The sequence below is a fragment of the Micromonospora sp. PTRAS2 genome (assembly GCF_054052245.1).
In genome coordinates, this window is sequence record NZ_JBSWBU010000011.1 from 14718 (window position 1) to 37467 (window position 22750).

At 74.8% G+C, this 22750-nt stretch carries 18 protein-coding genes; 10 read left to right on the forward strand and 8 right to left on the reverse strand.

Translation table 11 applies throughout. The features are described 5' to 3' along the window. Positions 1-63 precede the first annotated feature (63 nt). Complete coding sequence (locus ACVMYR_RS26535) at positions 64-1038, reverse strand: Acg family FMN-binding oxidoreductase (protein WP_457123117.1); 975 nt, start codon at positions 1036-1038, stop codon at positions 64-66. 185 nt (positions 1039-1223) lie between these two features. Between ACVMYR_RS26535 and ACVMYR_RS26540 the strand changes: the two genes are divergently transcribed. Beyond that, a complete protein-coding gene (locus tag ACVMYR_RS26540; RefSeq protein ID WP_043962597.1) occupies positions 1224-1862 on the forward strand; it encodes a response regulator in 639 nt (212 codons plus the stop codon). Positions 1863-1884: 22 nt separating this feature from the next. Here the strand turns inward: ACVMYR_RS26540 and ACVMYR_RS26545 are convergent, their stop codons facing one another. Next, on the reverse strand, positions 1885-3591 hold the full coding sequence (locus ACVMYR_RS26545) for a GAF domain-containing protein (RefSeq protein ID WP_457123118.1): 1707 nt from the start codon (positions 3589-3591) through the stop codon (positions 1885-1887). Between the two features lie 111 nt (positions 3592-3702). Next, on the reverse strand, positions 3703-4713 hold the full coding sequence (locus ACVMYR_RS26550; protein ID WP_457123038.1) for an Acg family FMN-binding oxidoreductase: 1011 nt from the start codon (positions 4711-4713) through the stop codon (positions 3703-3705). Between the two features lie 211 nt (positions 4714-4924). On the opposite strand from ACVMYR_RS26550, the gene ACVMYR_RS26555 reads away from it, so the two are divergent. Next, a complete protein-coding gene (locus ACVMYR_RS26555; protein ID WP_457123039.1) occupies positions 4925-7246 on the forward strand; it encodes a heavy metal translocating P-type ATPase in 2322 nt (773 codons plus the stop codon). Between the two features lie 10 nt (positions 7247-7256). On the opposite strand, the gene ACVMYR_RS26560 is transcribed toward ACVMYR_RS26555, so the two are convergent. The 3 genes from ACVMYR_RS26560 to ACVMYR_RS26570 all read right to left on the reverse strand — a co-directional run bounded on the left by ACVMYR_RS26560 (position 7257) and on the right by ACVMYR_RS26570 (position 11561). Then, positions 7257-8117, reverse strand: coding sequence for a universal stress protein (locus ACVMYR_RS26560; RefSeq protein WP_077936893.1), 861 nt, complete (start codon positions 8115-8117; stop codon positions 7257-7259). Further along, positions 8114-10516, reverse strand: a complete 2403-nt coding sequence (locus ACVMYR_RS26565) for a phosphoketolase family protein (protein WP_077936894.1) — start codon at positions 10514-10516, stop codon at positions 8114-8116. Before ACVMYR_RS26565 ends, ACVMYR_RS26560 begins: the two co-directional genes overlap by 4 nt. 124 nt (positions 10517-10640) lie before the next feature. Further along, complete coding sequence (locus ACVMYR_RS26570; protein ID WP_457123040.1) at positions 10641-11561, reverse strand: universal stress protein; 921 nt, start codon at positions 11559-11561, stop codon at positions 10641-10643. Between the two features lie 157 nt (positions 11562-11718). On the opposite strand from ACVMYR_RS26570, the gene ACVMYR_RS26575 reads away from it, so the two are divergent. The 7 genes from ACVMYR_RS26575 (at position 11719) to ACVMYR_RS26605 (ending at position 18299) form a co-directional block, all read left to right on the forward strand. Next, a complete protein-coding gene (locus tag ACVMYR_RS26575; RefSeq protein ID WP_043962604.1) occupies positions 11719-11955 on the forward strand; it encodes an HTH domain-containing protein in 237 nt (78 codons plus the stop codon). Continuing rightward, positions 11955-12542 carry a Clp protease N-terminal domain-containing protein gene (locus ACVMYR_RS26580; RefSeq protein ID WP_457123041.1) on the forward strand — a complete coding sequence of 196 codons (588 nt, stop codon included), beginning with the start codon at positions 11955-11957 and terminating at the stop codon, positions 12540-12542. The genes ACVMYR_RS26575 and ACVMYR_RS26580 overlap by 1 nt, the downstream gene beginning before the upstream one ends. A gap of 656 nt (positions 12543-13198) precedes the next feature. Beyond that, entirely contained in the window at positions 13199-14158 is a 960-nt protein-coding gene (locus tag ACVMYR_RS26585) for a diacylglycerol/lipid kinase family protein (RefSeq protein ID WP_457123119.1), read from the forward strand. Beyond that, the gene (locus ACVMYR_RS26590; protein ID WP_077936898.1) at positions 14151-15152 is read left to right on the forward strand and encodes a YihY/virulence factor BrkB family protein; all 1002 of its coding nucleotides are present in this window, start codon (positions 14151-14153) and stop codon (positions 15150-15152) included. Before ACVMYR_RS26585 ends, ACVMYR_RS26590 begins: the two co-directional genes overlap by 8 nt. An 81-nt stretch (positions 15153-15233) precedes the next feature. Continuing rightward, a complete protein-coding gene (locus tag ACVMYR_RS26595; RefSeq protein ID WP_457123042.1) occupies positions 15234-16724 on the forward strand; it encodes a phosphatase PAP2 family protein in 1491 nt (496 codons plus the stop codon). Between the two features lie 4 nt (positions 16725-16728). Next, complete coding sequence (locus ACVMYR_RS26600; RefSeq protein ID WP_457123043.1) at positions 16729-17547, forward strand: endonuclease/exonuclease/phosphatase family protein; 819 nt, start codon at positions 16729-16731, stop codon at positions 17545-17547. Between the two features lie 65 nt (positions 17548-17612). Continuing rightward, on the forward strand, positions 17613-18299 hold the full coding sequence (locus ACVMYR_RS26605; protein WP_457123044.1) for a hypothetical protein: 687 nt from the start codon (positions 17613-17615) through the stop codon (positions 18297-18299). Between the two features lie 621 nt (positions 18300-18920). Here ACVMYR_RS26605 and ACVMYR_RS26610 read toward each other — a convergent pair. Beyond that, positions 18921-19883, reverse strand: coding sequence for a TIGR03557 family F420-dependent LLM class oxidoreductase (locus tag ACVMYR_RS26610; RefSeq protein WP_457123045.1), 963 nt, complete (start codon positions 19881-19883; stop codon positions 18921-18923). A gap of 371 nt (positions 19884-20254) precedes the next feature. Between ACVMYR_RS26610 and ACVMYR_RS26615 the strand changes: the two genes are divergently transcribed. Then, positions 20255-21628, forward strand: coding sequence for a cellulase family glycosylhydrolase (locus ACVMYR_RS26615; protein WP_396793061.1), 1374 nt, complete (start codon positions 20255-20257; stop codon positions 21626-21628). Positions 21629-21656: 28 nt separating this feature from the next. Here ACVMYR_RS26615 and ACVMYR_RS26620 read toward each other — a convergent pair whose 3' ends face one another. Beyond that, on the reverse strand, positions 21657-22721 hold the full coding sequence (locus ACVMYR_RS26620) for a MerR family transcriptional regulator (RefSeq protein WP_457123046.1): 1065 nt from the start codon (positions 22719-22721) through the stop codon (positions 21657-21659). Positions 22722-22750 lie beyond the last annotated feature (29 nt).

Consider the following 22750-nt stretch of genomic DNA (forward strand, 5'->3'; position numbering starts at 1 on the left):
ACCGTGCGCACAGGCGGGGGCGGGGGTCGCCGGCGTGCGACGCGCACCCCGGCGACCGTCGCCTCACGCTTGGCCGACCGGCACGTCCAGCACCTCGTCGACGCTGCGGCGGGGGGTCGGCGAGCCGGGCTGGCCGTACCCGATCCGCATCACCATCTGCGGGGTGCCGAACCGGCCCAGGGACAGCCGCAGCGCCTCCCGCGCCCCCGGCACCTCGATCGGCTGGGACATCATCGACACGCCCAGCCCGGCGTCGGTGGCGGTGAGCAGCACCCGCTGCAGGGCCTGCCCGGCCACCACCTGGTCGGTGGTGGTGTTGCCGGCCGTGCCGAGCACCGCCACCAGCGGCTCCGGCTCGAAGTCCCGGCCCGGCGCGCGGCTGCGCCCGCCGAAGCCCCGGCTGGGCAGCAGGTCCTGCGGCTCGCCCAGCGGGCCGCCCGCGGCGGCCGGCACCCCGTCGGGCGCGGGCGCGCTGCGCACCCACTCGGCCAGCTCGGCCCGGTAGGCGGGGTCGCGCTCCAGCACCCGGTTGGCGCTGCGGGCGACCTCGGCGAACGCGTTCACCGCGCTCACCCCGATCACCATCTCCAGCCAGCCCTGCTCGGCGCGGGCCGCCTCGCCGAGCCGCCACCGCACGTCGGCCGGCACCGGATCGGGCCAGAACGGGGCCCGGTTGCTGAACCGGTGCGGGATGACGCCGTACAGCATCTGCTCGGTCGGGGTGGGGCGGCGCGGCACGTCCGGGACCAGCCGGGCCAGCACGTCGGGCTCCGTCGGGTACGGGCGCAGCCGCACCGTCGCCGGGGTGCCCGCGACGGCGAGCGCCAGCCGCAGGTTGAACAGGGCCGCCCCGCAGGCGATCCGGGCGCCCCAGCCGCTCGGGTCGGTCGCCGGCAGCCGGCGCCCGCGGTCCAGCAGCACCTCGATCCCGCCGTCGCGCAGCCGGAACCGCCACGGCTGGCTGTTGTGCAGCGACGGCGCCCGCACGGCGTCGGTGGCGGCGGTCCTGAGCTGCTCGACGGTGAAGCCGGTCTCCATCATGATCCCCTCCCGTGGCAGTCGTGCCGCCCCGTCTGGTCCTCCTCCACGGTGCGTGACCAGGGCGGTCGGCGGGCAGGGCCGGACGTCCCGTCTGCGCCGGGACCCCCAGCCCACCGCCGCGCGGCGGCGGTAGGGACCTTCGGCCCGTGCGGGCACCCGGCCCGAGGGGGTAGAAACGAGGGATGATCCGGGTGTTCCTGCTCGACGACCACGAGGTCGTCCGTCGTGGCCTTGCCGACCTGCTCACCAACAGCGGCGACATCGAGGTGGTGGGGGAGTCGGGCTCCGCCCAGGAGGCGGCCCGCCGCATCCCCGCGCTGCGGCCCGACGTGGCGATCCTCGACGCCCGGCTGCCCGACGGCAACGGCATCGACGTGTGCCGCGACATCCGCGCCGTCGACTCGTCGATCAAGGGCCTGATCCTCACCTCCTACGAGGACGACGAGGCGCTGTTCGCGGCCATCATGGCCGGCGCGTCGGGTTACGTGCTCAAGCAGATCCGCGGCACCGACCTGGTCGACGCGGTGCGCCGGGTCGCCGCCGGCCAGTCCCTGCTCGACCCGGCGATCACCACCCGGGTGCTGGAGCGCATCCGCAGCGGCGTGGAGCAGCCCCGCGAGCTGAAGACCCTCACCGAGCAGGAGCGGCGCATCCTGGAGTACGTCGCCGAGGGCCTGACCAACCGGGAGATCGCCGGCAAGATGTTCCTCGCCGAGAAGACGGTGAAGAACTACGTCTCCAGCGTGCTGGCCAAGCTGGGCCTGGAGCGGCGCACCCAGGCGGCCGTCCTGGCGACCCGCCTCCTCGGCAAGGCGCACTGACCGGCCGCCGGCACCTGCCGGGTCAGTCGTCGCGCAGCGGGGCCGTCCAGCGCAGCTCGGTGCCGTGGGGCGTCACCGGGCGCACCTCGAACTCGCCGCCGTGGCGTTCGGCGCGCTCGCGCAGGTTGACCAGGCCGCCCCGCGCGGCGGCCGGGTCGCAGCCCTTGCCGTCGTCGGCGACCGTGACCGTCACCCAGCCGCCCTCCACCCGCACGCCCACCGCGACCCGGCTCGCCTCGGCGTGGCGTACCGCGTTGGACAGCGCCTCGCGGAGCACGGCCGTGAGGTCGGGGCGGACCGGCTCGGGAACGGCGCTGTCGATCGGGCCGGTCAGCTCCAGCGACGGCCGGAAGCCCAGCGACCCGGCGGCCACGTCGACCGCCTCGCGGATCTCGGTGCGCAGCGCCGCGCTCATCGGGGTGCGCAGCTCGAAGATCGTGCGGCGGATGTCCCGGATCGTGGCGTCGAGGTCGTCGACGGCGGCGTTGATCCGCTTGGCCACCTCGGGGCGGGCGTTCATCGCGCCGCTCTGCAACTGCAGGCCGGTGGCGAACAGCCGCTGGATGACCACGTCGTGCAGGTCCCGGGCGATGCGCTCGCGGTCCTCCAGGACCACCAGCAGCTCCCGCTCCTCCTGCCCCCGGGCCCGCTCCATGGCCAGCGCCGCCTGCCCGGCGAAGCTGCCGAGCAGCGCCACGTCGTTGTCGGTGGCCCCGCCCCGGTCGGGCGGGTAGGCGATCACCAGGACGCCGTGCAGCGTGTCGGCGGCGGCCAGCGGGGAGACCACCGCCGGCCCGGCGGTCACCGGTGTCGGCCAGGGCGCGGCCTCGGCCAGGTTCTCCACCAGCGTGTGCCGCCGCTCGGTGACCGACTCGGCGAAGCTGGTCTCGCCGGCCGGCAGCACCGCGCCCACCAGCCCCCGGACCGGCTCGCCGGCCCCGTCGGCGGGCCCCCGGGCCGGCTTGTCGGCGGCGTCGACCACCTCGACGGTGAACTGGCCGGCGTCCTCGTCGTAGAGCAGCACGACGGCCAGTTCCGCCTCGGCGACCTCCCGGGCCCGCCGGGCCACCAGCGCCAGCGCGTCGGTGCGCCGCACCTCGCCCAGCAGCACCGAGGTGATCTCGGCGGTGGCCGCCAGCCAGCGCTCCCGGCGGTGGGCCAGCGCATACAGCCGGGCGTTCTCGATCGCCACGCCGGCCGCGGCGGCCAGCGCCACCACGATCTCCTCGTCGTCCTCGGTGAACTCGGCCGCGCCCTGCTTCTCGGCCAGGTAGAGGTTGCCGAAGACCTGCTCGCGGATGCGCACCGGCACGCCGAGGAAGCTGTGCATCGGCGGGTGGTGCGGCGGGAAACCGTAGGACTTGGGATGCTTGGTGATGTCGGGCATCCGCACCGGGCGGGGCTCGTCGATGAGCAGGCCGAGCACGCCCCGCCCGTGCGGCAGGTCGCCGATCTTCGCGTGCAGCTCGGCGTCGATGCCGTGGGTGATGAAGTCGTGCAGCAGCCGGTCGGGGCCGATCACCCCGAGCGCGCCGTACTTCGCGCCGACCAGCTCGCACGCCGCCGCCACGATCCGCTGCAGCGTGCTGCGCAGGTCGAGATCGGTGCCGATGCCGACCACCGCGTCGAGCAGGGCCCGCAGCCGCTCCCGGCTGGTGACCACCTCGCCGACGCGGTCCAGCATCTCCTGGAGCAGTTCGTCGAGGCGGACCCGCGACAGCGGGCTCAACCCCAGCGACGGCGCGACCGGCTCGTGCCTCGGGTTCGGTGCGTTCACCCGGCGATGGTATCGCCCGGCGAACGCACCGGCCCAGCCTCGATCACCCGTGCGGTCGCCTGATCACGCGCCCTGCCCGCGCACCGCGGACGTGTCGACGATCTGCTCGGTGGGCAGCCGGGGGGTGTGCGGCGGGCCGGCGTGCGCCGGGTCCGCGATGCCCATCCGCAGCACCAGGTACGGGTATCCGAGGCCGGCGAGGACCTGCCGCAGGGTCTGCCGGGTGCCCTCCACCTCGACGACGCCCGACAGCGGCACCATCGACACGCCCAGCCGGGTCGCCGTCAGCCACCCCGCCGACAGCGCCTCCCCGGCCCGCAGCCAGCTGTCCGGCTCGTCCTCGTCGCCGAAGAGCACCCCGTATGCCGCCGCCCGGTCGTGGCCCGGCCCGATCGGCAGGGTGCCCGGGCGGCCGAAGTCCCGCCCTGGCACGGTGGTCTGCTGCGCCTGCTCGGGCAGCACCTCCGGCGGCAGGCCCGTGCCGGTGCCCACCCGGCTCGTCCAGTACTCCAGCTCCTCGCGCTGCCCCGAGTCCTCCGCCTCCACATTCGCGGCGTGCGAGGCCGCCGCCGCCAGCTCCATCACCTGGTCGGAGTTGAGCACCTGGAACCGCGCGCCCTCGGCGGCGACCGCCGCGGCGATGTCGCCGAGCGCGGCCGTCGGCACCGGCTCGTCGCCGACCGGGCGGCGGTCGGTGTGCCGCACCTGCATGCACTGCACCACCCGCATGGCGTCGGGGTCGGCCTCGACGCGCTTGAGGTCGCCGACCCGCGCCAGCAGCTCCGCATCGCCCGGGTCGGGCAGCCGCTCCACCACGAACGCCCAGCCCTCGGCGGCGAGGGCCACCCGGGCGTGGTGCAGCGCCGCGCCGCAGCTCAGCGCCGACAGCCGCCCCTCCGGGTCGGTGGCGGCGAGCTGACGGTCCCGCACCACGCGCAGCTCCAGCGCGTCGGGCAGCACCCGCCAGCGCCACGGCTGGGTGTTGTGCACCGAGGGCGCGTGGCCGGCCGTCGCGGCGGCCTCCGCGAGCGCGGTGGTCAGCGGGCGGTCCGTCGCCGGCGTCTCGTGGCTCATCGTCACGACCTTTCGTCTCAGCCCATCGTGCCCCACCGCGCGGTGCCCCGGGCGGGGTTGCCGCTCCATCCTGCGGCACCGGCACCCCCGGACGCACGGTACGCAGGTCCCGTCCCGTCCGGGTAGTTCGCCTCCGCCGATCATGACAGGCGGCGGGCGTGATTCGGTGGTTGGCCTCCTCGCCGACCCCGCCCGTTGAGAGGATCCGCAGGTGGGCACCGAGGCGCGGGAGTGCGTACCGGAGCGGCCGGTGCGGCAGCGCTGGGCGCGCGGGCTGCAGTGGGCGCCGCTGGCCGCGCTGACGCTGGCCGTGCTGGCCGGGGCGGGGCTGTGGCTCGCCGGCCGGCGCACCTGGGCGGACTGGCTGTGGGCGGCGGCGACCGTGACCGCGCTGGCCCCGGCGGCCTGGTCCATGCTGCGTCAGCTGTGGCGGCGGCAGTTCGGGGTGGACGTCATCGCCGTCCTCGCGCTGGCCGGCGCGCTCGTCGTCGGGGAGTACCTGGCGGGCGCGGTGATCGCGCTGATGCTCGCCACCGGCCGCGCGCTGGAGGCGTACGCCCAGCGCAGGGCGACCCGCGACCTGCGGGCCCTGCTGGAACGGGCCCCGCGCACGGCGCGGCGGCGGGTCCCCGGCGGCGGCATCGAGACGGTCCCGCTGGACCGGGTCGCGGTCGGCGACCGGCTGGTGGTCGGCCCCGGCGACGTGGTGCCGGTCGACGGGACCGTCGAGGAGGCCGCCACCCTCGACGAGTCGGTCGTCACCGGCGAGTCCCGGCTCGTGCAGCGGGCGGCCGGCGAGCAGGTGGCCAGCGGCGTGGCCAACGCCGGGGCCGGGTTCGGGCTGCGGGCGACGAAGAGCGCGGCGGCCAGCACGTACGCGGGGATCGTCCGGCTCGCCGAGGAGGCCACCGCGCGCAAGGCCCCGATGGTGCGGATGGCCGACCGGTACGCGGCGGCGTTCGTGCCGTTCACGCTGGTCCTGGCCGGGCTGGCCTGGTGGCTCTCCGGCGAGTTCGTGCGGGCCGTGGCGGTGCTGGTGGTGGCCACCCCCTGCCCGCTGCTGCTGGCCACCCCCATCGCGATCGTCTCCGGGCTGTCCCGGGTGGCCCGGCGCGGGGTGCTGGTGCGCGACGGCGGCTCGCTGGAGCTGCTGGGCCGGGCCCGGACCCTGCTGGTCGACAAGACCGGCACGCTCACCGCCGGCCGGCCCCGGGCCGCCGAGACGGTGGTCGCCCCCGGCGGCGACCGGGACGAGGTGCTGCGGCTGGCCGCCTCCGTGGAGCAGCTCTCCCCGCACGTGCTGGCCGCCGCCCTGGTCCGGCAGGCCCGGGAGCGGGGCCTGCGGCTGACCGACCCGACCGACGTCACCGAGGAGCCGGGGCGCGGGGTCACCGGCCGGGTCGACGGGCGGCTGGTGCGGGTCGGCCAGCTCGGCGGGGAACTGCCGCAGTGGGCGGCCCGGGCCGCCGAGCGCGCCGAACTGGCCGGCCGGTCGGCCGTCTGGGTCAGCGACGAGCGGGAGCCGCTCGGTGCGATCCTGCTGGAGGACCCGGTGCGCCCCGACGCCCGCCGCACCGTGCGGCGGCTGCGCGAGGCCGGGCTGACCCGGCTGATCATGGTCACCGGCGACCGGCCCGGCACCGCCGACCAGGTCGCGCAGGCCGTCGGCGTCGACGACGTGCTGGCCCGGTGCACGCCGCAGGAGAAGACCGCCCGGGTACGCGAGGAGTCCCGCCGGGCCGTCACCGTGATGGTCGGCGACGGGGTGAACGACGCCCCCGCCCTGGCCGAGGCCGACGTCGGGGTGGCGATGGGCGCCACCGGGGCGACCGCCTCCGCCGACGTCGCCGACGCGGTGCTCACCGTGGACCGGCTCGACCGGCTCGCCGACGCCGTGGAGATCGCCCGGTACGCCCGCCGCATCGCCACCCAGAGCGCCGTCGTCGGGATGGGACTGGCCGTGGCGGCGATGCTGGTCGCCGCCGTCGGGAAGCTGCCGCCGGTGGCCGGGGCGTTCCTGCAGGAGGGCATCGACGTCGTGGTGATCCTCAACGCGCTGCGGGCCCTCGGCGGCGGGCTGCGCCGCCGGGACGTCCCGCCGGACACCCGGGAACTGCTCGACCGGTACGCCGGCGAGCACGCCGCGGTCCGCGACGTGCTCGCCACGCTGCGCGACACCGCCGACCTGATCGCCACGCACCCCGACTCGCCGGACTGCCTGCCCGCCCTGCGCGACGTGCACGGGCGGCTCACCGGGCGGGTGCTGCCGCACGAGGCCGCCGAGGAGCGGCAGCTCTACCCGGCGCTGGCCGGGCCGCTCGGCAGCGACGAGGCGACCTCGACGATGAGCCGGGGACACGTGGAGATCCGCCGGCTGGTCGACCGGATCGGCGGGCACCTCGCCCAGGCCGGCGACGGGCCGCTGCGCGGCGACCAGGTCACCGACCTGCTCGCCGCGCTGTACGGCCTCGACGCCGTCCTGCGCCTGCACCTGGCTCAGGAAGAGGAGGACTACTTCTCCCTCCCCGACTGACGCGGGCGCGTCAGCGTTCGCGGACCACCGCCACCGGGCAGTGGGCGTGGTGCAGGAGCTGCTGGCCGACCGAGCCGAGCAGCATGCCGCGCAGCCCGCCCCGGCCCCGGCTGCCGACCACCACGAGCTGGGCGTCCCGGCTCGCCTCGACCAGCGCGCCGGCCGGGCGGCCGGCCACCACGTCGACGGTCACCGCGACGTCGGGGAACGTCTCCCGCCAGCCGGCCAGCGGCCCGTCCAGCGCCGCCCGTTCCGCCGCCGCCGCGTCGTCGGCGCCCAGGTCCCGGTCGGCCGACGGCTCCCAGGCCCGCACCACGTGCAGCGGGACGCCCCGCTGGGCCGCCCGCTCGACGGCGAACCCGAGGGCCAGCAGCGAGGTGTCGGACCCGTCGACGCCCACCACCACCCGGCCCGTGCGCCCGGCGGGGGTGTCGCCGTCGCGGACCACCACCACCGGGCAGTGCGCGTGGGCGGTCACCGACACGGCCGTGGAGCCGGCGAGCAGGCCACCGAACCCGCCGTGGCCGCGGCTGCCGAGCACCAGCAGGCCCGCCTCGGCGGAGCGTTCCTCCAGCACCAGGGCCGGCGGCCCGTCGAACACCTCCCCGTGCACGGTGACCGTGGGCCGCGCGGCGGCGGCGTCGGAGGCGGCCTTCGCGACCAGCTCCTCGACCTGCCGGCGGGCGGTGTCGTCGGGCCAGATCCCGGGGGCCACGCCGGGGCCGACCCAGCCGGCCACGGTCACCCACTCGAAGACGTACGCCAGGCGGATCGGCCGGCCGCTGTGCTCCGCCTCGTCGAGCGCCCAGTTCAGGGCGAGGGTGGCGTCGGCGGAACCGTCGTAGCCGACGAGGATCTCGTCACCGCTCACTGTCCGCTCCCCAGCTCGGTGTCGGTCTCCCGGATCCACCGCCACTCGACGACCCGGGGGTCGTCCTCGCCGTACTCGCGGGTGTGGTCGCGGCACGCCTGCCGGGCGTCCACCATCTCCTGGCGCAGGTGCGCGGCGCGCGCGGCCAGCCCCGGCACCCGGTCGATCACGTCGATGACCAGGTGGAACCGGTCCAGGTCGTTGAGCATCACCATGTCGAACGGCGTGGTGGTGGTGCCCTCCTCCTTGTATCCGCGCACGTGCAGGTTGTCGTGGTTGGCGCGCCGGTAGGTGAGCCGGTGGATCAGCCACGGGTAGCCGTGGTAGGCGAAGATGATCGGCTTGTCGCGGGTGAAGATGGTGTCGAACTCGTTGTCGGGCAGGCCGTGCGGGTGCTCCGACGGCGGCTGGAGGCGCATGAGATCGACCACGTTGACCACCCGCACCTTCAGCTCCGGCAGCCGCTGGCGCAGCAGGTCGGCGGCGGCCAGGGTCTCCAGCGTCGGCACGTCACCGGCGCAGGCGAGCACCACGTCCGGCTCCTCGCCGTCGTCGGTGCTGGCCCAGTCCCAGATGCCCAGGCCGCGCCGGCAGTGCTGGATCGCCTCGTCCATGGTCAGCCAGTTCGGGGCGGGCTGCTTGCCGGCCACCACCACGTTGATGTAGTGCCGGCTGCGCAGGCAGTGGTCCATGGTGGAGAGCAGGGTGTTGCCGTCCGGCGGCAGGTAGACCCGGACCACCTCGGCCTTCTTGTTGACCACGTGGTCGATGAAGCCCGGGTCCTGGTGCGAGAAGCCGTTGTGGTCCTGCCGCCACACGTGGCTCGACAGCAGGTAGTTCAGCGACGCCACCGGCTCCCGCCACGGGATGCTCCGGGTCACCTTCAGCCACTTGGCGTGCTGGTTGACCATCGAGTCGACGATGTGGATGAACGCCTCGTAGCTGGTGAAGATGCCGTGCCGGCCGGTCAGCAGGTAGCCCTCCAGCCAGCCCTGGCACAGGTGCTCCGACAGCACCTCCATCACCCGGCCGTCGGGGGAGAGGTGGTCGTCGCCGTCGACCCGGTTGGCGACGAACGCCCGGTCGGTGACCTCGAAGGCCGCGCCGAGCCGGTTGGAGGCGACCTCGTCGGGGCCGAAGAGGCGGAAGGTGCGCGGGTTGGCGGTGATGATGTCGCGGACCCACGCGCCGAGCACGCCGGTCGCGCCGACCGCGGGCTCGCCGGGCTGCTGGACGTCGACGGCGTACCGGCGGAAGTCCGGCAGCTCCAGGTCGCGCAGCACCCGCCCGCCGTTGGTGACCGGGTTGGCGCTCATCCGCAGGTCACCGGTCGGCGGCAGCGCGGCCAACTCGGCGACGGGCGCGCCGGTCGGGTCGAACAGCTCCTCCGGCCGGTAGCTGCGCAGCCAGCGCTCCAGCTCGGCCAGGTGCTCCGGGTTGTCGCGCACCTCGGCGATGGGCACCTGGTGGGCGCGGTAGGTGCCCTCCACCTGCTTGCCGTCGACGACCGCCGGGCCGGTCCAGCCCTTCGGCGTACGCAGGATGATCATCGGCCAGCGGGGGCGCTCGACGGGTGCGCCGGAGCGGGCCCGGCGCTGGATGGCGGCGATCTCGTCGACCGCCCGGTCGAGGGTGGCGGCGAGCGTCTGGTGCACCGTGGCCGGGTCGTCGCCCGCGACGACGTACGGCTGGTAGCCGAAGCCGCGCATCATGTCCAGCAGGTCGTCGGTGGGGATGCGGTCCAGCACCGTCGGGTTGGCGATCTTGTAGCCGTTGAGGTGCAGGATGGGCAGCACCGCCCCGTCGCGGGCCGGGTTGAGGAAGACGTTGGACAGCCAGCTACCGGCCAGCGGGCCGGTCTCGGCCTCGCCGTCGCCGATGACGCAGGCGACCAGCAGGTCGGGGTTGTCGAACGCCGCGCCGTAGGCGTGGCTCAGCGCGTACCCCAGCTCGCCGCCCTCGTGGATCGAACCCGGCACCTCCGGTGCCACGTGGCTCGGGATGCCGCCGGGGAAGGAGAACTGGCGGAACAGCCGCTGCATGCCGGTCTCGTCGCGGCTCACCGAGTGGTAGAGCTCGCTGTAGGTGCCCTCCAGCCACGTGTTGGCCACCAGGGCGGGACCGCCGTGACCGGGGCCGGTGATGAAGATCGTCGGCAGCTTCCGGTTGACGATGATCCGGTTGAGGTGCGCGTAGAGCAGGTTGAGGCCCGGGCTGGTGCCCCAGTGCCCCAGCAGCCGGGGCTTGACGTGCTCGGGCCGCAGCGGCTCGCGCAGCAGCGGGTTGTCCAGCAGGTAGATCTGCCCGACGGTCAGGTAGTTCGCGGCACGCCAGTAGGCGTCCAGCCGGCGCAGCTCGTCTTCGGTCAGGGGGCTGTGCAGGTCTACAGCGGTGTCCATGCTGCGTTAGCCTCTCGCGGATCGGGGACGTTCGCATCCGGGGTGCCGGGTTTTCCCGGCCACGTCCAGCTTCGCGGTGCGGGCGGAGATCGATCAGGGCCGTTGGTCCCGGACCGTGGGGACGTCATGCCCCGCCCGGTGCGGTGGAAACCAGTCCACGCACGACGATGACCGGCGCGGGGGAGTGGTAGAGCAGCGACTGGCTGACCGCGCCGAGCATCCCGCGCAGCGGCTCGTCGCCCCGGGCGGCCACCACGGTCAGCTGCGCGGAGCGGGACTGCTCGACCATGACCGCGCCGGGGTCGCCGACCACGACGTGGCACTCGACCGACACCTCCGGGTGCCGGCGTCCGCACCGGGCCACCACGTCGGCCAGCTCGGCGTGCGCGGTCCCCAGGCCGTGCCGGTCGTACGCGTCGTGCCGGCCGTGCGGGCCGTTCGGGTCGGTGCCCGGCGGGGTGCCGGCGGTGTCGGGCGGCCGGTCCTCGGGCGGCGGCTCGACGACCCGCACGGCGAGCAGCCGGGCGGACCGGCGGGCGGCGCAGCCGAAGGCGAACGCCAGCGCCGTACGGGAGCTGGCCGAACCGTCGACGCCGACGAGGACGGGGCCCTGCGGTGGCGGCTCGGGGCGGACCACCAGCACCGGGCAGCCGGCCCGGGCAGCGAGTTGCACCGCCGGTGCGTCGGCGGGGATGCACGCGCCGCAGCGCGCCATCCCGCCGTCGCCGATGACGACGAGGAACGCCGACTCGGAGCGGCGGACCAGCGCGGCGACCGGCGCGCCCTCGACGATCTCGCCGCTGACCGGCACCGCCGGCTCCGCCTCGCCGGCGGCTGCGGCGGCCTGTTCGAGCAGTTCCTCGGCCCGGGCGCGCGGGCCGGTCACCGACGGGGCCTCCAGCGCCGCCGACCAGTTGAAGGCGTGCAGCAGGCGCAGCGGACGGCGGTGACCGGCGGCCTCCCGCGCGGCCAGCCGGACGACCTGCCCGGCGGACTCCGGCGAGCCGAGTGCGGCCACCACGGGCGCGTCGGCGGGTGGGGTCATCCGGCCTCACCTCCCCCGACAGCGCGCACGGCGGGTCCGATCCCTGCGACCGAGCGTAGTGGCCGACGGCCCGGCGGGGGCCGGTATCGCGCCGGCCCGGCCGGCGCCGCTGTCAACTCTGGTTGACGCAACCTTGCTGTCAACGTATGTTGACACCATGAGTCACGCGACGGAACTCGCGGCGGCGGCCGGCAGCACCGATCCCCGGGTCGGCCTGCGTGCCGTGCGCGCCCTGCGCCGGCTGCTCGAACGGTTGGAGGTGGTCCAGGTGGACAACGCCCGACGGCAGGGCTGGTCCTGGCAGGAGATCGCCGACGCGTTGGAGGTCAGCCGGCAGGCGGTCCACAAGAAGCACGCCGGGCGACCGGCGGTCCCGAGCACCTGGGAGGAATGATGTTCGAACGGTTCACCGACCGGGCCCGCGAGGTGGTCAAGCAGGCCACCCACGAGGCGCGGGCCGCCGGGCGGCGCCCCATCGGCACCGAGCACCTGCTCCTCGCCGTCCTCGCCGACCCCGACAACCTGGCGAGCCGGGTGCTGTCCGCCGCAGGCGTCCGCGCCGCCGACCTGCGCGCCGCCGTGGCCCGGCACACCGCCGAGGGCGACGCGGGGCTCGCCGAGGCCGACGCCGCCGCGCTGCGCGAGATCGGCATCGACCTGGCCGCGATCGTCGCCCGGATCGAGGAGTCCTTCGGTCCCGACGCGCTGCGTGCGGCGGCGGTGCCCGCCCCGCGCCGCCGGTGGGGATGGCGGCAGCGGCAGCGGCCCGGCGGCCCGTTCTCGCCCCGCTCGAAGAAGGCGTTGGAGCTCTCGCTGCGCGAGGCGCTGCGGCTGCGGCACCGGCACATCGGCACCGAGCACATCCTGCTCGGGCTGCTGCGCGAGGGCGGCGGTCCGGCCGCGCTGGTGCTCACCGAGGCCGGGCTCGACCTGGACGACCTGCGTCGCCGGGTCGAGCTGGCCCTGCGGGCCGCGGCCTAGCCGCCCCGCCCGGTCCACCCGGTCCTCCGGACCTTCCCTCGCCTCGCGGTTCCCCTCGTCCTTCCCCTTCCCCTCGCCTCTCCTCGTTCCCTCCCCTCGCACTTCTCCCGCCCGCGGCCCGCCGCCCGCCGCCTGTGGCCCGTGGCCCGACTCCCTCCCACGCCTCTTCTTCCTCGCCCGCTCACCGACGGCCCACCCTGTCGACTTCATGTCACTCAGGGTGATTGCCTCTCCGGCGGCGGCGTTGCCGTCCGCCCTCCTTTGCTCTGCACCCATCCACGCAACGGTATGCGGATAGTGGCCGACCGTGGTGTCGCGTGACTCTGCGCGATTCCGTGTATCCACAGCTCGTGCGCTGTGCTGCGCCCGTGGGTGCAGAGCAAAGGGGGGCGGGCGGCGTCGGGCGGTGCGGGCACGAAGCAACGCAGGGCGACGAGCCTCGGTCCCCCTGTGCCAGCGACGCGTACCTTACGCACCGTGGCCGGCGGCGCGGCCGGTTCCGGGCACCCCGGCCCCGTAAACCTGTTTTCGGTGCGCGCAACCTCACCGGTCGCCGGCTCGCCGCCCGCACCGATGTGGCGCACACTGACGCCGTGGATGCTGAGCAGAACACGCGTTCGACGCGGGACGCGCGCGCGGCCGACCACACCGGCGGGCTGCGCTCCGCCGTGGTGGTCAACCCGGTGAAGGTCGCCGACCTGGACGAGCTGCGCGAGACGGTCGACGGGGCGCTCGGCGCCGCCGCCTGGCCGGCACCGCTGTGGTTCGAGACCACCCCGGAGGACCCGGGCCGGGGGCAGACCGAGAAGGCCGTCTCCGCCGGGGTCGACGTCGTCTTCGCCTGCGGCGGCGACGGCACCGTGATGTCCTGCGTCAGCGCGCTGGTCGGCACCGACGTGGCCCTCGCCGTCCTGCCCCAGGGCACCGGCAACCTGCTCGCCGCCAACCTCGGCCTCTCCACCGACCTGGCCGCCGGGCTGGAGGTGGCCGTCGAGCAGGGCCGCCGCCAGCTCGACGTCGGCGCGGTCGACGACGCCTACTTCACCGTCATGGCCGGGATGGGCTTCGACGCCCAGATGCTCGACGCCACCTCGGAGACGACCAAGGCCCGCATCGGCTGGCCGGCGTACGTGATGGGGGCCGCCCGGCACCTGCGCGACCGGCCGATGCGGGTCACCATCCGCATCGACGACCGGCCGCCGCTGCGCCGCCGGGCCCGCTCGGTGCTGGTGGCCAACGTCGGCCGCCTCCAGGGCGGCGTCACCCTGCTCACCGACGCCGAACCGGACGACGGCTGGCTCGACGTCGCCGTGCTCACCCCGCGAACCCTGCGCCACTGGCTGGCCATGGGCTGGGCGCTGGTGCGCCGCCGGGGCAGCGTCCCCCGGATGGAGGTCTACCGCGCCCGCCGGGTGGAGGTCACCAGCAACCGGGCCCAGCCGCGCGAGCTCGACGGGGACCTCATCGCTCCGGGGCGGCGGCTGGCGGCCGAGATCCGCCCCCGCGCCCTCTGGCTCTGCGTGCCGCAGCCGCAGGAGGCACCCGACCTGGCCGCCGACGCCGAGGCAGCCGGGGAGCGGGGCGAGGAGCTGGTCGAGGAGGCCCGCCGTGAGTAGCACCAGGATGGTGCCCGAGACCCGGCTCATGGCCGACGAGGAGCTCTCCGCCGACGACGCCTGGCACACACTGCGCCGCCACGGCGGCTGGCGCCTGCTGCGGGACGCGTTCGTCCGGTTCCGCTACGGCGACGGGTTCAGTCACTCCCGCGCCCTCGCGTTGCAGCTCTGCCTCGCCGTGGTGCCGTTCCTGATCGCCCTCACCGGCCTGATCACCGACCTCGGCGCCGACGAGGGCGGCCGGGTCGTCGCCGACACCGTGCTCGCCCTCACCCCGGGGCAGAGCGAGCAGGTGGTCGGTGAGCTGCTCGACTCCGGCGAGCGCACCGAGGACGCCGGCGAGCTGGCGCTGACCCTCGGCCTGCTGACCGGCCTCGTCGCGCTCACCACCACGATGGCCCAGATCGAGCGCGGTGCCAACCGGATCTACGGCGTCGAGCGGGACCGCCCGGCCCTGTGGAAATACCTGCGCGCCGCCGTCCTCGCGCTCGTCGCGGGCGTCCCGGCGCTCGCCGGGTTCCTCATCCTGGTCGGCGGCGGGGCGATGGGCGATTCGGTACGCCTCAACTACGCCTGGGGCGACGTCGCCACCTTCGCGTGGGACGTGGTCCGCTGGCCGCTGAGCCTCGGCCTGACCGTGCTCGCCGTGGCCCTGCTGTTCCGGCACGCCCCCCGCCGCAAGCAGCCCGGCCTGTCCTGGCTGTTCTTCGGCGCCGGCATCGCCACCGCCCTGTGGTGGCTGGCCAGCCTGCTGCTCGCCGCGTACGTGCGGTTCAGCGACGGGTTCGGGCAGACCTACGGGGCCCTGACCGGCATGATGGCGCTGCTGCTCTGGGCCAACCTCACCGGGATGGCGCTCTTCGGCGGGCTGGCCTTCGCCGCCCAGCTCGAAGCGATGCGCATCGGGGTGCCCGAGCCCGCCCAGCCGGACCTGTGGCAGCCCGAGACCGAACGCGAGGAGATCCACGACACCGGCGAGATGAGCGCCCTGTAGACCTGGCCGCGACACCCCCCGGTGTACGGGAGGCCCGGACCGGGTAAATCGCCTCGCCAGAGCAGACAAGGGAGGTGCGGGGTGACCGCGGTCAAAGAGGTGGTGCGGCGACCACTCGGCCATTTCGCCGAGCGGAGCATCGCCGGGCTGGTGGCCGTCGTCGGCGCGGGGGTCGCCTTCGGCCTGCTGCTGATGCTGGTGCGTTTCCGGTGGAGCCCGCTGCAGCACGCCGACCACGAGGCCGCCGAGTGGTTCAACGGGCTCGTCGCCCCGCACCACGCCCTGGTCACCGTGTTGCAGGCGATCACCGACCTCGGCGGGCGGCCCGTGCTGATCTGGCTGGTCAGCGTCGCCGTGCTCGGGCTGCTGATCCGCAAGCAGGCCCGGCTCGCCGTCTATCTGATCATCACCGGGGTCGGCGGGCTGATCCTCGACCCGTCGCTGAAGACCCTGGTCGGCCGCCTGCGCCCCGTGGTGGACGTGCCGCTGGCCAGCGCCCCCGGCAACAGCTTCCCCAGCGGCCACGCCCTCGGCTCGTTCGTCGCGTACGGGGCGATCCTGCTGGTCTTCCTCCCCGCCATGGCGCCCCGCTGGCGCAAGCCCGCCATCGCCGTCGCCGCCGTGCTGGTGGCCCTGATCGGGCTGACCCGGATCGCGCTGGGCGTGCACTTCGTCTCCGACGTGCTCGGCGGCTGGCTGCTCGGCGCGGCCTGGCTGGGCGTCACCGCGTACGCCTTCCGGCTGTGGCGGCGCGAGCGCGGCCGGCCGGTGCCGCCGCTGACCGAGGGCCTGGAGCCGGAGGCGGGCCGCGACATCGCCCCGGCCCCCGCCGAGGAGCACGTGCTGGAGCACCCCCGCTCGGCCGTCGCCGAGTTGCTGGTCGGCTGGGTGCTGGTGTTCGGCGTGCTGTACGCGTTCGGCATGTTCGTCAGCTACCACGCCAAGGACACGTTCCTCGGCACCCTCGACACCGAGGTCCCGCGCTGGTTCGCCGACCGGCACACCGACGCGTTGACCGACCTGAGCTGGTGGTGGAGCAAGTTCGGCGACACCCACGCGATCCTGCTGGTGTCGCTGGTCTTCTGCCCGCTGGTGCTCGCCGTGTGGCGGCGCTGGCGGCCGGTGCTGTTCGTGGCGCTGGCGATGATCGGCGAGCTGACCCTCTTCCTCGCCTCCGCCCGCGCCGTCGACCGGCCCCGCCCGCCCGTGGAGAACCTCGACGGGCAGATGCCCACCTCGTCGTTCCCGTCCGGGCACATCGCCGCCACCATCTGCCTCTGGCTCGCCATCGCCCTCATCGTGTTCCCCCGCACCGACCGCTGGTGGCGCTGGATCTTCGTGGCCGCCGCGGTGGTCATGCCGGTGGGGGTGGCGGTCTCCCGGATGTACCGGGGCATGCACCACCCGACCGACTTCATGGGCGCGATCCTGCTCAGCGCCCTGTGGATCGGCCTGCTCTACTGGGTGATCCGCCCCAACGCCGACCTCGCCGAGGGCAACCGGCCGGCGATCGAGTCCGAACAGGTCGACGAGCTGGACGACGAGCTGGCCACCGCCGGCCGCCCCGACTGACCCGATGCTGCGGGTGATGACCTGGAACATCAAGACCGGCGGTCGGGACCGGACAGGTCCCGGCCGCCTGGACCGGGTGGCCCGGGTCGTCGCCGCGCACCGGCCGGACCTGCTGGCCGCGCAGGAGCTGCGCGGCTTCGACTCCGGCGGCGTGCTGGCCGGCTTCGCCGCCGCCGTGGGCATGGAGCCGTACCTGGCCCGGTCGTGCTTCGGCCAGCCCGTGGCGGTGCTGGCCCGCCCGCCGCTGCGGGTCGTCGCGGCCGGTCCGGTCCGCCGCCCGTTCCACCACGCCGCGGTACGCGTCACCGTGGCCACCGACGCCGGTCCGCTGACCATGATCGGCGCGCACCTCGACCCGTACTCGGGGCTGCGGCGGCGGGTCGAGGCGGGCTGGCTGGCGGGGGCGGTCGGCCGGGCCCCCGGCGCGGGGCGGGGCGCGCTGGCGCTGCTGGCCGGGGACCTGAACACCCTCGCCCCGGGCGTCGACCACACCGACCGCGTCGCCCGGCTGCCGGCCGCGTACCGGCGTCGGCACCTGCGTCGGGACGGGCGGACGGTGGAGACCCGGGCGGTGGCCCGGCTCGCCGCCGCCGGCCTGGTCGACCTGTACGCCGCGCTCGCCCCCGCCGACGACGAGGGGCCGACCGCGCCGACGCGGCACGGCGGCGGCGCGGAGTTCTCCGGCATGCGGCTGGACTATCTCCTCGGCACGCCGGCCCTGGCCGGGCTGGCCCGGTCCTGCGTCGTCGTGCGCGGCGGCGACACCGAGTACGCCTCCGACCACTACCCGGTGCTCGCCGACCTCGACCTGCGCCCGGCCTGACCGCCGCCCGCGCCGCCGCGCCGGCCGCCGCCGCGTGGTTGCCGCAGGCCACTAGGCTCGCCGGCGTGACCGGTCGCCCCACCCCCCGCCCCGAGCCGCCGCCCCCGCTGGTCGCCGCGTTCGCCCGGGGCGTCGCCCTGGTCGTGGTGCTGCCCGTCCGGCTGCTGTGGGAGCTGCTCGTCGGGGCCGGGCGGCTGCTGCACCGGTGGCTGCTCAGCCCGCTGGGCAGGGCCCTGCGTGCCTGGGTGCTGCGCCCGCTCGCCTGGCTCGCGTACCACCTGCTCTGGGTGCCCCTGACGTGGCTGGCGCGGCACCTGGTGCGGCGTCCGCTCAGCTGGGCGCTCCGGACGCTGGTCCGGCCCGTGGCGCGACTGGTCGTGGTGGCGGTGGACTGGCTGATCCGGCACCTGGTGGTGCCGCTGGTACGCCTGGTGGGGCGGCTGTTCGGCCCGGCGTTGACGGCCCTCGGGCGCGGCCTGTGGTGGCTGCTGCGGCTGGCCTGGACGGCCCTGTCCTATGCCTGGCGGCTCGCCGGGCGCATCCTGCGCGCCCTGCACCGGCTGCTGCTGCGCCCGGTCGGGCTGGCCCTGCGCTGGGCCTGGCGGCACACCGTCGCCCCACTCGGCCGCGCCCTGCGCGCCGCCTGGCGGCACACGGTCACCCCGGCGGCCCGCTGGCTGAACGCGTCGGTCCTGACCCCGGTCCGCGAGGCCACCCGGGCCCTCCTGGCAGCCCTGAACCTCCGCCCCTGACACCCCTGTCGGCATCGTTGGGGCGCTATCACTTTCCGTGATGGTGGTGGGCGATCGGTTGCGAGGTGCGGCTGGCATCACTCTGCGCAATTCTCCAGCGGCGCCACCGAAGTGCGCTCGTTCCCTTTGCTCTGCACCCATCGACGCAGCACCCACCGCGAGCTGCGCGGGAGGGAAGGTGGTGGATTGTGCGGGGCGAACGGCTCGGTTGCGCTGCGTTAGCGATGCGTATGTGGGTGCAGAGCAAAGGGAACGGTGGGAGTGGTGTCGCTGGCCGCGAGAATTGCGCTGAGTCGCCGGTCGATGCCGGACCGGACGCGTCGTTGCCGGCCGGTGATCCAGCCGTCGTGAGGGCGGGTCGCCGGGCCGGGGCCGGGCAGGGCAGGGCCGCCGGGCTACCGGATCAGGTTGAGCAGGACGGTCAGCAGGATCGAGGCGACGACCGAGAACAGGATCATCAGCAGGCAGCCGAGGCCCCCGCCCGCCGGGCGGATCTCCGTGTTGCCGATGCGCATCAGGCCACCTTCCGAAGGGACGGGGCGAGCAGGGCGCGTACCGCCGCGGCGACCGCGGCCGGTCCGGCGGCGGGCCGGGGCGCGGCCAGGGCGAGCCGCAGCCGCCTCACAGCTCGCGGAGCCGGGGGAGCAGCTCCTCCCGGGCCCAGTCGAGGAACATGGGCTGGGTGTCGCCGCCGACCTGCACCAGCGCCACGTGGGTGAAGCCGGCGTCGACGAACTTCTTGAACGCCGTGACGTGCCGGTCGGTGTCCGGGCCGCAGGAGATCCCCTCGGCGACGTCGTCCTCGCGGACGTACTCCGTCGCGGCGGCGAACGACTCCGGGCCGGGCAGTTCGGCGTTCACCTTCCAGCCCATGCCGAACCAGCGGAACTGGTCGTGTGCGATCTTGCGGCACTCCGCCTCGTCGGGGCCGTAGCAGATGGCGACCTGGCCGAACCGGGGCTGCCCCGCGCCGCCCGCGTCGTCGTACATCTGGATCAGGTGGGCGTCGGGCTCGGTGGCGACGAGGCCGTCGCCGTAGTCGGCGGCGAGCGTCGCCGACTGCCGGCCGGACGCGGCCACGGCCATCGGCACCGGACGCTCCGGCCGGTCCCAGACGTACGCGTCGGGCACGTCGAAGTGGTTGCCGGAGAAGGTCAGCGTCTCCCCGTTCAGCAGGGGCCGGATGATCTGCAGCGCCTCCTCGAACATCTCGTGCCGCTGCTGCACGTGCGGCCAGCCGCCGACGACGTGCTCGTTGAGGTTCTCCCCGGCGCCCAGGCCGAGGGTGAACCGGCCGTCCGACAGCGCCCCGATCGTGCTGGCCTTCTGCGCCACCACGGCGGGGTGGTAGCGGCGGATCGGGCAGGTCACGAAGGACATCAGCTCGGCCCGGCTGGTGGCGTGGGCGACCGCGCCGAGCACCGACCAGGCGTACGGGGAGTGGCCCTGGGAGTCGAGCCAGGGATAGTAGTGATCGGAGATCACCAGCTGGTCGAAGCCGGCGGCCTCGGCGCGCACCGCGTAGTCGACCAGTTCCTTCGGCCCGGCCTGCTCGCACATCAGGGTGTAGCCGATGTTGACCATGGCGCATCTCCTTCGCTCTCCCGATCCACTCCGCATACCCCCGTGGGAGTCGGTCAACCCTCGACGGCCGTCGTGGCCTTGACGGGGCGGCCCTGGGTGGTAAGGTCCGGCCTTAACCGGTTCAGGCTGGGGGCGTCGCATCCTGTGGTGGGGATGACCGCACCTGTGGCGGCTCGCTGCCCCGCGAGCCGCCACAGGACATCCCCGCTGAGCCAAGACTCACTGAACCGGTTGCCCCGCATCAGCGATCGGCCTACGCTGATGCCTGCGCCGTCTCGGAGCCGGACGGCGGCTGACGGGCCAGCCGCCTTCTTCGTCACCACCACCGCACCCCCGCCGGGCACGGGGTTTGACCCTCCCTGAGGAAGGCCATGAGAAAACGTCTCTCCGTCGCGGGCGTCGCCCTGCTGACGGTCCTCGCCGCCGTGTTCGCCTTCGGGCAGCCCGCGCACGCCGCCGCCGGCTTCTCCGTCTCCAACGGCAAGCTGTACGACGCCAACGGCAACGAGTTCATCATGCGCGGCGTCAACCACGCCCACACCTGGTACCAGCAGCAGACCAGTTCCTTCGCCAACATCAAGGCGCTCGGCGCGAACACGGTGCGGGTGGTGCTGGCCAGCGGCGACCGCTGGGCCAAGAACGACACGGCCGACGTCGCCAACGTCATCTCCCTGTGCAAGGCGAACAAGCTGATCTGCGTCCTGGAGGTGCACGACACCACCGGCTACGGCGAGCAGAGCGGCGCGATCACCCTGGACCGGGCGGTCGACTACTGGCTGAGCATCTCCAGCGCCCTCGCCGGCCAGGAGAAGTACGTGATCGTCAACATCGGCAACGAGCCGTACGGCAACCAGGGCTACGGCACCTGGGCCACCGACTCGGCCAACGCGATCAAGCGGCTGCGCGCCGCCGGCCTCGCGCACACCATCATGGTCGACGCCCCCAACTGGGGCCAGGACTGGTCGTTCACCATGCGCGACAACGCGGCGTCGGTGTTCGCGGCCGACCCGCAGAAGAACACCGTCTTCTCCATCCACATGTACGGCGTCTTCGACACGGCCGCCGAGATCTCCGACTACCTCGGCCGGTTCCGCACCGCGAAGCTGCCGATCGTGGTGGGCGAGTTCGGCTTCGACCACTCCGACGGCAACCCCGACGAGGACACCATCCTGTCGTACACGCAGGCCAACGGCATCGGCTACCTGGGCTGGTCGTGGAGCGGCAACGGCGGCGGCGTCGAATACCTCGACATGACCACCAACTTCAACCCGGCCGCCCTGACCACGTGGGGCCAGCGCATCTTCAACGGCGCCAACGGCATCAAGGCGACCTCGAAGGAGGCGTCGGTCTACGGCGGCATCGTCACGCCCACGCCGTCGACGACCGTGACGCCGACCCTCCCGCCGCCGACCACGACGCCCCCGCCGACCACCCCGCCGGCCACCGGCGGCTGCACGGCGACGTACACGATCATCGGCCAGTGGCAGGGCGGCTTCCAGGGTGAGGTCAAGGTGACAGCCGGCTCCGCCGCCATCAACGGCTGGACGGCGAAGTGGACGCTCGGCAGCGGCCAGTCCATCAGCCAGGCGTGGAACGCGACGCTGACCAGCAGCGGGTCGAACGTGACCGCCACCAACGTCAGCTACAACGGCAAGCTCGGTGCCGGGGCCAGCACCAGCTTCGGCTTCATCGGCAGCTCCACCGGCACCCCCGCCGCCCCCGCGGTGACCTGCACGGCGAGCTGACCCCCTCCGCACCACCGAGTCGCGTGGGCTAGACCGCGACGACGTCGGCGACCACGCAGGCGACGTTGTCGGGCGCGCCGACGGCGTACGCGAGTGCGACCAGCCGGTCCGCAGCCTCGTCCGGCCCGCCGGCCCCGCCCAGCGCCTCACGCACCGCCGCCGGGTCGACCACCGCCGAGAGCCCGTCGGAGCAGAGCAGGTACCGGTCACCGGCGCGGGCGTCGCGCAGCCCCAGGTCCGCCTCGACGTGCTCGCCGCCGGCCCCGACAGCGCGCACCAGCACGGCCCGCTGCGGGTGGGCGGCGACCGCCTCCGGGGCCAGCCGGCCGGCGTCGACCAGCGACTGCACGTACGTGTGGTCCCGGGTGAGCCGGTGCAGCTCGCCATCGCGCAGCAGGTACGCCCGGCTGTCGCCGACGTGCACCAGCGCCACCCGGGAGCCGGAGCGCAGCAGCGCGGTCAGCGTGGTGACCGGCTGGTGCGGGTCCACTGCCAGCCCGCGCACGGCGCGGTGGGCCTCGTCGACCCCGTCGGCCAGCAGCGCGAGCAGTTCGGTGGCCGGCATGTCGGCGGGCTCCAGCGCCCGGAGGACGTCGATCGCGGCGGCGCTGGCCGCTGCGCCGCCGGGCCCGCGCATGCCGTCGGCCACGGCCAGCAGCCGCTCGTCGGCGTACGCGGCGTCCTCGTTGCTGTCCCGCGCGGCCCCGATCTCGCACCGGGTGGCGTGGCGGACGGCGAGCGTGTGGTGGTCCACGACGGACCCCTTTCCGGACAGGTTGCCGACGAGAAGGGTGGCGAGGCGACCGCGTTCCGCCGTGTCGGCGGCTACCCGCCGCCAGTATGCGTCGACGGCCTCGGCCGCCGCCTCGGGCCGCAGCCCGCAGACGGCACCGATCTCGGCCAGCGGCATGCCGATGCGCCGCAGCGAGGCGATCAGCCGGGCCCGCTCCAACTGGGCCGGGTCGTAGAGTCGGTAGCCCGACTCGGGATCGACCGCCGCTGGCCGGAGCAGGCCCAGCTCGTCGTACAGGCGCAGCGCCTTCGGCGTCAGCCGTGCGGCCCTGGCGAACCCTCCGATGGTCAGCAGCCCCACGTCGCGTCCTCCTCGTGCCGGTCACCGCG